This is a genomic window from Kribbella sp. NPDC058693 (assembly GCF_042715335.1).
In the GTDB taxonomy this organism is placed as follows: Bacteria; Actinomycetota; Actinomycetes; order Propionibacteriales; family Kribbellaceae; genus Kribbella; species Kribbella jiaozuonensis.
This window is the reverse complement of the sequence record NZ_JBHXSQ010000004.1, coordinates 37102-48526: the sequence shown is the minus strand read 5'-3', so window position 1 is coordinate 48526 and position 11425 is coordinate 37102. Positions and strand designations below refer to the sequence as shown.

10 protein-coding genes are annotated in these 11425 nt (G+C 66.3%); 3 read left to right on the top strand and 7 right to left on the bottom strand.

Annotated features, from left to right (window positions below; all coding sequences use genetic code 11):
• Positions 1–75 precede the first annotated feature (75 nt).
• The 3 genes from ACFWUU_RS26370 to ACFWUU_RS26360 all read right to left on the bottom strand — a co-directional run bounded on the left by ACFWUU_RS26370 (position 76) and on the right by ACFWUU_RS26360 (position 4644).
• Positions 76–870: an LppX_LprAFG lipoprotein gene (locus tag ACFWUU_RS26370; RefSeq protein WP_380179151.1), complete on the bottom strand. Its 795-nt coding sequence runs from the start codon at positions 868–870 to the stop codon at positions 76–78.
• Positions 871–949: 79 nt separating this feature from the next.
• Positions 950–3109: a (Fe-S)-binding protein gene (locus tag ACFWUU_RS26365; RefSeq protein WP_380179149.1), complete on the bottom strand. Its 2160-nt coding sequence runs from the start codon at positions 3107–3109 to the stop codon at positions 950–952.
• Positions 3110–3192: 83 nt separating this feature from the next.
• Entirely contained in the window at positions 3193–4644 is a 1452-nt protein-coding gene (locus ACFWUU_RS26360; protein ID WP_380179147.1) for a GAF domain-containing protein, read from the bottom strand.
• Positions 4645–4727: 83 nt separating this feature from the next.
• On the opposite strand from ACFWUU_RS26360, the gene adh reads away from it, so the two are divergent.
• Together adh and ACFWUU_RS26350 are read left to right on the top strand one after the other, a co-directional pair.
• Positions 4728–6251 (top strand): aldehyde dehydrogenase, encoded by a 1524-nt coding sequence (adh, locus tag ACFWUU_RS26355; protein WP_380179145.1) that lies wholly within the window; start codon positions 4728–4730, stop codon positions 6249–6251.
• 2 nt (positions 6252–6253) lie between these two features.
• The gene (locus ACFWUU_RS26350) at positions 6254–6631 is read left to right on the top strand and encodes a DUF779 domain-containing protein (protein ID WP_137256183.1); all 378 of its coding nucleotides are present in this window, start codon (positions 6254–6256) and stop codon (positions 6629–6631) included.
• A gap of 56 nt (positions 6632–6687) precedes the next feature.
• Here the strand turns inward: ACFWUU_RS26350 and ACFWUU_RS26345 are convergent, their stop codons facing one another.
• Genes ACFWUU_RS26345 through ACFWUU_RS26330 form a run of 4 tightly spaced genes read right to left on the bottom strand, consistent with a single transcriptional unit; the run spans position 6688 to position 11237 of the window.
• Complete coding sequence (locus ACFWUU_RS26345; RefSeq protein WP_380179143.1) at positions 6688–9153, bottom strand: GH116 family glycosyl-hydrolase; 2466 nt, start codon at positions 9151–9153, stop codon at positions 6688–6690.
• Entirely contained in the window at positions 9137–9766 is a 630-nt protein-coding gene (locus ACFWUU_RS26340) for a hypothetical protein (protein WP_137256185.1), read from the bottom strand. The genes ACFWUU_RS26345 and ACFWUU_RS26340 overlap by 17 nt, the downstream gene beginning before the upstream one ends.
• Positions 9763–10575 (bottom strand): carbohydrate ABC transporter permease, encoded by an 813-nt coding sequence (locus ACFWUU_RS26335; RefSeq protein ID WP_380179141.1) that lies wholly within the window; start codon positions 10573–10575, stop codon positions 9763–9765. The genes ACFWUU_RS26340 and ACFWUU_RS26335 overlap by 4 nt, the downstream gene beginning before the upstream one ends.
• Positions 10572–11237, bottom strand: a complete 666-nt coding sequence (locus ACFWUU_RS26330; protein ID WP_380179138.1) for a carbohydrate ABC transporter permease — start codon at positions 11235–11237, stop codon at positions 10572–10574. Before ACFWUU_RS26330 ends, ACFWUU_RS26335 begins: the two co-directional genes overlap by 4 nt.
• Between ACFWUU_RS26330 and ACFWUU_RS26325 the strand changes: the two genes are divergently transcribed.
• Complete coding sequence (locus ACFWUU_RS26325; protein ID WP_380179135.1) at positions 11227–11406, top strand: hypothetical protein; 180 nt, start codon at positions 11227–11229, stop codon at positions 11404–11406. The two genes, ACFWUU_RS26330 and ACFWUU_RS26325, sit on opposite strands and share 11 nt — an antisense overlap.
• Positions 11407–11425 lie beyond the last annotated feature (19 nt).

Sequence of the window (11425 nt, the reverse complement as noted above, 5' to 3'; positions counted from 1 at the left end):
GAGAGGTGATCACATCCGTAACGGGAGATTACGAGAAGTTCACACAATCGGGTGGGATCTGACCGAATCCGGTCGTTACTTGACGATCTTGCTCGCCGGCGGCGCGGTGATGTGCACGGGCTTGTTGTAGTCGGTCATCGTCATCAGCATCGAGACACCGACCAGGTCGAACGACATCCGCCGGACCAGGTGCGAGCTGTCCATCCAGAGTGAGTACGTCATCGTCTTCGGGGCGCCGGCCGGCAGCTTCTTGCCCTGCAGGGCGAGCGCCTTGGCGGTGCTGACGCTGATGTCGTAGCGCTCGAGCTTCTGACCGTCGACGGTCTCGGCGCCGACGTACTTCACGCTGCCCAGGCTGGAGCCGAACGAGTTGAAGATCTTCGTCGGGTCACCGCTCTCGAGAAGTTCGCCGACGTCACCGGTTTTCGCCCCGGTGAACTTCACGAACTTGCCGGCCGGGGTCAGCCCGGGGAACGACATGTACGCGACGTTGTTGATCGCGACGATCTTGGCGGTCTTGCCCTCGAAGGCCGCGCCGGCCATCTCCATCGACAGCGCGTTCGGCTTGGCGGTCTGGAAGCCGTCCATCGTCATCAGCGTGCTGCCGTTCGCCGTCACCTTGCCGACGATGTGCCACGACTTCTGCTTGGTCAGCGCGGCCTTCATCGCCGGGACGAAGGTGACGCGGTTCAACCGCGCGGCCGGGGCCTTCACGATCGGTGCCGCGGTCTTGGTGACGATCGCGGTCGGCGTCTCGGCCGGCACCGACGGGCGGTAGCCCGTGGCCTTCGGGTCGCCGTTGCCGCAGGCGGCGAGGCCGAGAACCAGTGGTACGGCGGCAACGGTCGCCACCGCGGTGTGCAGCTTCATGTCCCTCCCCAGATGATGCAGACGAGGGATCTTATGGTCTGGACCACCTGGGGAGGAAGGGTTTTGCAGCTAGTTGCAGCTACTCGCCACGTTTGACGGACGCGAGCAGCAGTTGGGCGACGTCCTGCACCTCGACGGACTCGCGGGCCGAGCCGTCGGCCTGCTTGGCGGTGAGGCCGTCGGACAGCATCACCCGGCAGAACGGGCAGCCGGTGGCGATCTTGTCGGCGCCGGTCTCGACCGCCTCGGTGGTGCGGTTCAGGTTGATCCGGGTGCCGAGTTTCTCTTCCATCCACATCCGCGCGCCGCCGGCGCCGCAGCAGAACGACTTGGTCTGGTTGCGGGGCATCTCGGCGTACTGCGCGCCCGGGATGATGTCGAGCAGTTCGCGCGGGGCGTCGTACACCTGGTTGTGGCGGCCGAGGTAGCACGGGTCGTGGTACGTGATCGTCTGGCCGTTGAGGGAGCTGTCCGCGGGCGCGACCGGGGTCAGCTTGCCGTCGCGGACGAGGCGGTTGAGCAGCTGCGTGTGGTGGATGACGTCGAGCTCGACGCCGAGCTGGGAGTACTCGTTCTTCAAGGTGTTGAAGCAGTGCGCGCAGGTGGAGACGACCTTGCGGACCTTGGTCTCCTTGAAGACCTCGGCGTTCTGCATTGCCAGTTGCTGGAACACGAACTCGTTGCCGGAGCGCCGGGCTGGGTCGCCGGTGCAGGTCTCGCCGTCACCGAGTACGGCGAACGTCACGCCCGCGATGTTCAGCAGCTCGGCGACGGCCTGCGTGGTCTTCTTCGCGCGGTCCTCGAACGCGCCGGCGCAGCCGACCCAGAACAGGTAGTCGACCTCGTCCAGCGACTCGACGTCCGTGCCGACCTGCTTGACCTCGAACGGCAGGTCCTTGGCCCAGTCCATCCGGCCGGACGGGTTCATGTTCCACGGGTTGCCCTTGTTCTCCAGGCCCTTGAACAGCCCGTTGAGCTCGGACGGGAACGACGACTCGATCAGCACCTGGTACCGGCGCATGTCCATGATCGCGTCGACGTGCTCGATGTCGACGGGGCACTGCTGCACGCAGGCGCCACACGACGTACACGCCCACAGCGCCTCCTCGTCGATGACCGCGACATCCGCGGGACCGACCAACGGCTTGTCCTGCTCGGCGAGCACGAGCTCCGGCAGCGACTTGCGCGTGTCGTCGTCGCTGGCCAGCAGGTACGGCGCTTTGGCGTACGCGTGGTCGCGCAGGCCCATCATGATGAGCTTCGGCGACAACGGCTTGTCGGTGTTCCACGCCGGGCACTGCGACTGGCAGCGGCCGCACTCCGTGCAGGTGGTGAAGTCGAGCAGGCCCTTCCAGGTGAAGTCCTCGACCTTGCCGACGCCCAGCGCCGCGTCCTCGTCGAGCTCTTCGATGTTCTCGAAGTCGATCGGGGCGCCGTTGACCATGATCGGCTGCAGCGCGCCCAGCGCCGTACCGCCGCCTGGACCACCCGGGTTGCGCTTGAACCAGATGTTCGGCCAGGCGGTGAACCGGTGCCAGGCCACGCCCATCGTCGCGTTCAGCGAGATCGTGATCATCCACGCGAACGAGATCAGGATCTTGATCATCGCGACCAGATAGACCGCGTTCTCCAGCCCGTGCTCACTCAGCCCGCCGAAGAGTCCGGACCCGATGAAGAACGTCGTCGGGAAGTGGAACTTGTCACCGTCGCCGAGCTGGTACTCGAGGCCGCGCAGCAAGAGGATGCAGACCAGTACGCCGAGGATCGTGTACTCGACGTAGTACGCCTGCCAGGCCGTCGACCCGTAGAACCGGGACGAGCGAGGGTTGTCGCCCTTCGGCAGATGCATCAGCCGATAGACGATCAGCCCGATGATCGACAGCAGGCCGGTCCAGGTGAGGGCCTCGCTGACCCACTCGAACACGAACCAGTGCCCGATGACAGGCAACGCCCAGTGCGGGTCGAACAGCTGGCCGAACGCCGTCACGAGGGTCAGGAACAACCCGATGAACCCGAACGCGACGAACCAGTGCATCACCCCGATGTGACTCCACTGCAGCATCCGGGTGTGGCCGAGGGTCTCCTTGGCCAGGGTGACGGTCCGCTTGCCTGGATTGTCGGTCCGGCCGGCCGGCTGTCCGAGCTTGATGACGGACACGATGTGCCCGATCGTCTTGCCGAACAGCGCAACGGCGACGAGTGTCACCGCGAGCGAGACGACGATGGCGAGGATCTGCATACCAGCGATGTTATTGGTTGGTTACTCGTCAGTCATGTGCTTGCGGTCATCATCACGCCCGCGTGTTTCGTGTCACGTTCGGTTCAGTCGACCAGTCTGGCCAGGCGCGCGGCGACCGCGGCGTGGCGTGGGTCGTCGGTCGGGAGTACGGCGGCCAGCGACTCGAAGATCTCCAGATCCTCGGCGCCGGTGGGCGTCTGGGCGAACTGCCACAGGAGGTCCGGACTGCGGGCGTCGAGGGCCGCGCGCCGGATGGTCGCGTCGAGTTCGTCGCGTTCCGCGCGGAGGGCAGGAGCGTCGGAGCGCGCGAGCAGCGGGCCGACGTACAGGTTGAGGGCTGTGTCCAGGTTGCCCTGGCGGAGCGCGCTCTGGACCTGGGTCACGTCGCCGGTGACGTCAGCGATGATCCGGTACGGCTTGGTGTCGAGCACGCCGCTGCCGAGCAGGTTGCGCAGTCGGTGCATCTCCGCGCGCACTGTGGTCGGGTTGCCCTCGTCGCCGTACAGCTGAAGCATCAGCTGCTCGGCGGTCAGACCTGACGGGTGCAGTAATAACAGTGCAAGTACTTCGGCCCGCCGCAACGTCAGCGCGATCTCGCGGCCGCCGACGATCGCGGTCGGCTGACCGGAGCCGAGCAGCTTCAGCTGGAGCGACGGCCGGGAACGGCGTACCGGCGTACCGGGCATGCGGAGCAGGTAGCCCTCGTCGAGTCGCTCGACGACTCCTTCACGGCCGTCGCCGAGATCGATCCGATCGGCACCGTCCGGTACGACGAGACGGTTGGGCAGCCATTCGAGCGGCTGTACGGCGAGGACGCGGCCGGTCGGGGTCAGCAGGGCGCCGGGTGCGTCGCCGAGCGCCATCAGGTGCCGCATGTTGCGCGCGCGGAGCATCTCGTCGGCCGCGGCCATCCGGACCCGCAGCTGACCTTCGGCGAGCTGGGCCGCCGCGGTCACCAGCGCGACCATTGCGGGATGGACCGTGCGCAGCGGTCCGGAGACGTCGACCGCACCGAGCAGCTTGCCGGTGTCGGGATCGTGGACGGGCGCGGCGGCACAGGTCCACTCGTGGATCCGCCGGACGAGATGTTCGGCCGAGTGGATCTGGACCGGCTCGCCGACCGCGAGCGCCGTACCCATGCCGTTGGTGCCGATCTGGTCCTCGGACCACACCGCACCCTCGGAGAGAGCGATGCGGTCGGCCTGGCGCTTGACCTCGGCGGAGCCCTCGCGCCACAGGATCATGCCCTGCGCGTCGGTGATGATCATGATGTGCGACGCCTCGTCGGCGATCGTCGTCAGCGTCTGCCGCAGTACCGGCAGGACCGCGCGGAGCGGATGGTTCTCGCGCAGCGTCTCGACCATCTCGTGGTTGACGACGACGGGCGGCTGGTCGAGCTCCGGGTCGACCGCGGCGGCCAGTGAACGCTCCCATGACGCGGCGACGAGAGGGCGCGGCGCGCCAGGCACCCGGTTGCCGCTGAGCACTTCGTCGTACAACTCGCTCAGTCGGCGGGCCTGCTCGCGTTGATCCATGCCGCCTCACTCCACGCTGCAACGTCCGTGCAACGTCCTGCTGCCTAGTGTCCACTGCAACGTCAGGTTTCCAAGGAGGACCTATGACGATCTTCGCAGCTCCCGGGCAGGATGGCAGCCCGGTCACGTACAAATCCCGCTACGAGCACTACATCGGCGGCGAGTGGGTGCCGCCGGCCAAGGGTCAGTACTTCGAGAACCCGACTCCGGTCACCGGAGAGAACTTCACCGAGATCGCCCGCGGTACGGCGGACGACGTCGAGCGCGCCCTCGACGCCGCCCACGGTGCCGCGCCCGCCTGGGGCCGCACCTCGCCGGCCGAACGGGCGAACATCCTGAACAAGATCGCCGACCGGGTCGAGGCCAACCTCGAGCTGCTCGCGGTCGCCGAGACCTGGGACAACGGCAAGGCCGTGCGCGAGACGCTCGGCGCGGACATGCCGCTGGTGATCGACCACTTCCGGTACTTCGCCGGCGCGCTGCGGGCCCAGGAGGGCTCGGTGTCGGTGATCGACGACGACACGATCGCGTACCACTTCCACGAGCCGCTCGGCGTGGTCGGGCAGATCATCCCGTGGAACTTCCCGATCCTGATGGCGACCTGGAAGCTGGCGCCCGCGCTGGCGGCCGGTAACACCGTCGTCCTGAAGCCGGCCGAACAGACACCGGCGTCGATCCACGTGTTCATGGAGCTGATCCACGACCTGCTGCCGCCCGGTGTGCTGAACATCGTCAACGGGTTCGGCGTCGAGGCCGGCAAACCGCTTGCCTCAAGCAACAGAGTTGCCAAGGTCGCGTTCACTGGTGAGACCACGACCGGGCGCCTGATCATGCAGTACGCGTCGGAGAACATCATCCCGGTCACGCTCGAGCTCGGCGGCAAGAGCCCGAACGTGTTCTTCGCCGATGTCGCGTCCTCGAAGGACGACTACTACGACAAGGCGCTCGAGGGCTTCACGATGTTCGCGCTGAACCAGGGCGAGGTCTGCACCTGCCCGTCGCGGGCGCTGATCCAGTCGTCGATCTACGACGACTTCCTCGGCGACGCGACCGCGCGGACCAACGCGATCAAGATGGGCAACCCGCTCGACACCGAGACGATGATGGGCGCGCAGGCCAGCAACGACCAGTACGAGAAGATCCTGGCCTACATCGACATCGGTCAGGCCGAGGGTGCGAAGGTGCTCACCGGCGGCGCTCGCGCCGAGCTCGACGGCGATCTGTCCGGCGGCTACTACATCCAGCCGACCATCTTCGAGGGCGACAACAAGATGCGGATCTTCCAGGAGGAGATCTTCGGCCCGGTCGTCTCGGTGACCAAGTTCGACGACTACGCCGACGCGATGAAGATCGCCAACGACACGCTCTACGGTCTGGGCGCGGGCGTCTGGTCGCGGGACATCAACACGGCGTACCGGGCCGGGCGGGAGATCCAGGCCGGCCGGGTCTGGACGAACTCGTACCACACCTACCCGGCGCACGCGGCGTTCGGCGGCTACAAGAACTCCGGCATCGGCCGGGAGAATCACAAGATGATGCTCGACCACTACCAGCAGACCAAGAACCTGCTGGTCAGCTACAGCCCGAACGCAGCGGGATTCTTCTGATCATGGTCGAGAAGGTGTTGCTCTCGGACGAGGCGGCGGGCTGGCTCCGCCGTCTCACCGAGATGCATGGTCCGCTGATGTTCCACCAGTCCGGTGGCTGCTGCGACGGCAGCTCGCCGATGTGCTACCCGGACGGGGAATTTCGAACGGGGTCGGCGGACGTGCATCTCGGCGATCTCGTCGTCGACGGTTTGGACAAACCGATCGCGTTCTGGATGTCCGCGAATCAGTACGAGTACTGGAAGCACACGCAGCTCACCGTCGACGTGGTCAAGGGCCGCGGCAGCGGCTTCTCCGTGGAGGCCCCCGAGGGCGTCCGCTTCCTGATCCGCTCCCGCCTCTTCACCGACCAGGAGTCCGCAGCCCTAGGACTCCTCTGAAACGAGTGCCGACCGCCCGGCGGCGTTGCCGGACGGCCGGCACTCTTCTTTTCGGGTCAGATCACCAACGGGTTTCCGGGGTGGACCGGGGCGTCGATCGCGTGGGTGGTGCCGTCGATGGTGATGGCTCGGAGGTCCAGGTGGCCTCCTTGGCAGGTGATGGTGAGGGTGTTGTTGGTGTGGGTGGCGGTGGCCCAGCCGGTGTTGGTGACGAACGGTGTTTGCCAGGTGTCGTTGGTGCGGGCGATTTCCAGCGGGGCGAAGGTGACTGTCTTGGTGAGGGCGTTGTGGTGGTAGCCGGTCAGGGCTTCTAGGACGGACCAGCCGGCGGCGTTGCGGATGTAGTGGTCGCCGCATTCGATGGGGTTGAAGGGGTTGCGGCGGGTGCCGTCGTACCGTTGCCAGAGGCCGGTCAGGATCGACATTCCCTCGTCGGCGAGGCCTTCGTAGAGGCAGTGGGCGGCTACCTGGTACTCCGAACCCGTCCACACCTCGTCGCAGTACCGGGTGGGTATGTCGGGGCGGCCGCCGTGGGGCCAGGTGCACATGAGGAGGCCGGTGTCGTCGGCGTCGGCAAAGACGCGGTACGGGTGGTCGAAGTCGTGGAAGCCGGTCCGCAGGTTGTGCCGTACGACGTTGCGCAGCGCGGTCCGCACATGGTCAGCGGGAAGGATGTACCCGAGCTCCAGCTGATGCGCCCACCACTGCCCGATCAGCTGATCCGCGAGGCAGCCGTCGCCCCACTGGAAGTCCCTCGTCTCGTCCGGCTCGAGGATCTGCCGGTAGTACTCGCCGGTGAACAGCAGCTCGTCGTACGCCTTGCTGCCGGCCTCGAACAGCTTCCGGTACGGCGTGCCGTCCTCGCCGAGCAGCAACGCCATCTCTTCAGTAGCACGCAGCGCTGCCAGCCAGAGCGTGCCCATGAACGAGTTGACGCCGCACAGGTCGATGTCGTGCGTGCTGGGCTGGATGCCACGCAGTACGCCGTCCCGCAGCCACTTGTCGTGGATGTGGTCGAGCAGGCGTACGACGTTGGACCAGCGTCGACCCAGCCAGTCCAGACCGGCGCCCTGGCGCACCTCTCGGTACGTCTTCAACACGCTGCCGAGCATCCCGTCCAGCGCGGGCTCCTCCGGCCCGCCGATCACCACATCCCACAACTGCTTCATATAAAGCGGTGCGCGGACGCGGTGCGGGATGTACCCCTCCGGTGCCTGCATCACGTCGTACTCCGTGTCCCGCATGTTCCGCTCCAGCGACGGGAAGAGGCGGGAGAGCGTCTGCTCGTAGTTCCACACATGCGTGCAGTTGAGCGGACACGAGCCGCCGTACCGGCCGCCCCACATCGCCGTGGACGCACCGAGCACACCCTCGAACCCCAGTACGTCGCCGTCCGCGGTCTGGAACACCGTTGGGCTACGTACGTCGGCCACCAGCGCAGCGAGCCGTGAACCCGCCTCACCGGGCAGACTGCTCGACTCGAACGCCTCCGCCCACGCGGTCGTCAGCGCCTCCTGCTCGGACCACTGCGCGATGAAGGACTCGGCTGCCGCGACGGCATCCGGCGTACGACGGGTGTACGCGTTGCCGAGCCAGAAGCGGCTGTGGCCGTACTCCGGGTGCGGGCCGAACTGGTTGAAGTCGACATATCGGTTCGGGAAGTGCCATGCGATCAAGAAACGCACCTGGTTGGTCTCGCCCGGCTGCAGGTTGAACGGGACGGCCAGACCGCCGTTCCAGCTCTCACCTGGTGCACTTGCGCCGCTGACAGGCGTGGCCGGACCGTTGAGGAAGGCAACGAACTCTTCGGGGCGGGTCCATTGCGGGTGGGCGGGCGAATCGGGTGTGTCGGTCGAGAGCACCAGCTGCCCGGAGCCGGGATGGTCGACGGGCAGAGTCGTGTTCTCGAGGACGAGGTGGGTCCAGTCGGCGGTGCGGCGGATGCGGTTGGTGTTGCCGCCGTACAGGCTGCACGAGGTGCCGTCGATGGGGGTGACGCCGTCCCAGCCGACCGAGTTCTGCAACGCACCGCCCAGCTTCCCGTGCAGTCCGATCTCACCCGGGTTGTGCAGCGTGAACGTGAACCCGACGATCGGCTGCGAGCTGGCCGCTGGATCGCTCGACACCAGCGGGTTGAAAACGTCCAGACTCACCTGGACAGGCAGATCCGTCTCGTAGTCCACATGTGCCTGTGGATATGTGGCAGTCACCGTCGTCGGACCGATCGGCCGGATCACCTCGTGCAGCTGCCGCTCACCAGCCGGTACGACGTCGTCGGTCACCAGCGGCGTGTCCGACGGGTCGAGAGGTGGACCTTGTAGCAGGCGGATCTCGTCCAGCGGCGGCTCGACCTGCGAGAGACGCAGTACGAAGAAGCTGCCTGGTACATGGCCCTCGTGGTTGCCGATGTTGTGCAGTTGCCACTGGCGCAGCGCACCGTTGCCGGCCAGCGCGACCGTGCCTGTGCCGAGCCCGCCGAGCGGCAGAGCGAAGTGTCGAAGGTTGTCACCGGTGTAGTGCATGTTTCTCCGTCCATGTACCAGCAGAGGCGAACAACGCCACCGGACCGGGGGCGAGCAGAAGCAGTGAGGCGGTTACCGAGGTGCCGAGAACTAGTGCCACAGCAACTAGTGCCAGTACGCCGAGCGGAACCAGCGGTGCACGTGCAACTAGTTGCAATGCAGCTAGCCAGAGCGTCTTGCCGCGAAGCCCAGCGGTGACGCGGAGGCTGAAGGCGTAGCAGGAGGCGAGTATGGCGAGCACGCTCGCGCACCCGCTGACAGCCAGCGGGATCGCGAAGACGGGGCCGGCGTACACCTGCCAGTTGAGCATCGCCAGCCCAACCAACACGGCCGGCACACAGGCGACCTCGAGGCCGTCCAGCGCATGGCGTTTGAGGTTTCGAAGCAGGAGCAGCACGCCCCCGCGATCATCACGGACGATGGAGTCGGTCGTGGCGACCACGGCCGCCCAAGCTGGTCCGGCCACGACCCCGCCCAGCAGGATGCTGACCGGGGACAGGCCAGGGGAGAAGAGGACGACCACGCCCGAGGCAACGCAGACCAGCACGCCCGCGGCCGCGAGGAGCGGGAGCTCATGCCACAAAGCTTTGAAGGCGGCCGGTAGATAGGTCATGCGCGCAAACCCGTCGACGCGATGGAGGCAATGAACGAGCGCTGGAAGATCAAGAACAACACGAGGATCGGCAGCACGACCAGCGTGATCGCGGCAAACAGCACGACCGCCGGACCGCCGCCCATCGCGCCCTGCAGGGACACCAGCCCAACGGGCAGCGTCATCTTCTCCGGTGACGACAGGAAGATGTACGGCCAGAAGAAGTTGTTCCACGACGCCTCGAAGACGAAGATCCCCAACGCGGTCAGCCCCGGCCGAGCCAGCGGCAGGATCACCCGGAACAGGATCCAGAAGTGCCCGGCGCCGTCCATGATCGCCGCCTCGTCGAGCTCACGCGGGATCGAGGCGATGTACTGCCGCAGGAAGAAGATCCCGAACACATTCACCAACGCCGGCAGCCAGATCGCGACGGTCGTGTCGACCAGATGCAGCCACCGCATCATGATGAAGATCGGCACCACAGTCAGCTGCACAGGTACGACAAGCGCCGCCAGCAGCACCGAGAAGATCTGATCGCGTCCCGGAAACCGCATCCGGTTGAACGCGTACGCCGCCAACGCGCTCGTGAGCAGCGCACCCGCCGTCGTCAGCACCGCGATCTGCAGGCTGTTCCACGCCATCTGCGCGAACGGGATCAGGTCCGGCACCTGCTGGAAGTTCTGCAGCGTCGGCGGCCGCGGGATCCACTGCGGCGGCAGCTGGAACGCGTTGATCGGCTCCGACAACGCGTTCACGATCAACCACACCAGCGGCGCGATCATCAACAACCCGCCGAGCACCAGGATGAGGTCGAGCAGTCTGCCCCTCATTGGTGCACCCACCGTCGGCTCAGCCGGAACTGCAGACCGGTCACGATCATGATCACCACGAACAACACGAGCGACAGCGCCGCGGCGTACCCGACCTCGAAGGACTGGAAGCCCTTCTCGTACGTGTACTGCACGATGCTGCGGGTCGCGCCGTCCGGACCGCCCTGCGTCATGATCACCATCGGGTCGAAGATCTGGAACGCGCCGATGAACGTGATCACGGTGGCGAAGAAGATCGTCGGTGACATCACCGGCAACGTCACGCTCCAGAACCGCCACCACGCGTTCGCGCCGTCCACCCGCGCGGCCTCGTGCAACTGCGTGGGCACCGTCTGCAGACCGGCGAGCAGGATGATGAACGTGTACCCGATCGTGTGCCACCAGTCGACGATGATCAGCGTTGGCAGCGCCCACGTTGGAGATGCCAACCAGTTGGTCGTCGTCGAGAGGTAGTAGTTCGCCAACCCGAAGGCCGGATCGAGCACGTACTTCCAGATCAGCGCGACCGCGGCCCACGAGACCAGGAACGGAAAGAAGTACGCCGTCCGCACGAAGTACTTCGTCCCCCGCGTCATCGTCCGATGCACGCCGAGCGCGAGCAGCATCCCCAGACCGATATGCGTCACGACCGACGACAGCGCGAACACGAACGTGTTGATCACCGCGCGGATCGTCGCGCCGTCGCTGACCAGCTGTTTGAAGTTGTCCAGCCCGGCGAACTCCGGCGTACTCAGCAGATCCCAGTGGAACAGGCTCAGCCCGAACGCCGCGACCAGCGGCAGGGCGACGAAGACGACGAAGAGCAGGACGGCGGGGCTGATGAACAGGTAGCCCGGCAGCCAGTCCCGGC

Bases quoted from the DNA above. Each gene is read 5' to 3' on its own strand.
- ACFWUU_RS26335 (WP_380179141.1), bottom strand. From the start codon at position 10,575: ATGAGGGGCAGACTGCTCGACCTCATCCTGGTGCTCGGCGGGTTGTTG.
- adh (WP_380179145.1), top strand. From the start codon at position 4,728: ATGACGATCTTCGCAGCTCCCGGGCAGGATGGCAGCCCGGTCACGTAC.
- ACFWUU_RS26340 (WP_137256185.1), bottom strand. From the start codon at position 9,766: ATGACCTATCTACCGGCCGCCTTCAAAGCTTTGTGGCATGAGCTCCCG.
- ACFWUU_RS26365 (WP_380179149.1), bottom strand. From the start codon at position 3,109: ATGCAGATCCTCGCCATCGTCGTCTCGCTCGCGGTGACACTCGTCGCC.
- ACFWUU_RS26345 (WP_380179143.1), bottom strand. From the start codon at position 9,153: ATGCACTACACCGGTGACAACCTTCGACACTTCGCTCTGCCGCTCGGC.
- ACFWUU_RS26350 (WP_137256183.1), top strand. From the start codon at position 6,254: ATGGTCGAGAAGGTGTTGCTCTCGGACGAGGCGGCGGGCTGGCTCCGC.
- ACFWUU_RS26360 (WP_380179147.1), bottom strand. From the start codon at position 4,644: ATGGATCAACGCGAGCAGGCCCGCCGACTGAGCGAGTTGTACGACGAA.
- ACFWUU_RS26370 (WP_380179151.1), bottom strand. From the start codon at position 870: ATGAAGCTGCACACCGCGGTGGCGACCGTTGCCGCCGTACCACTGGTT.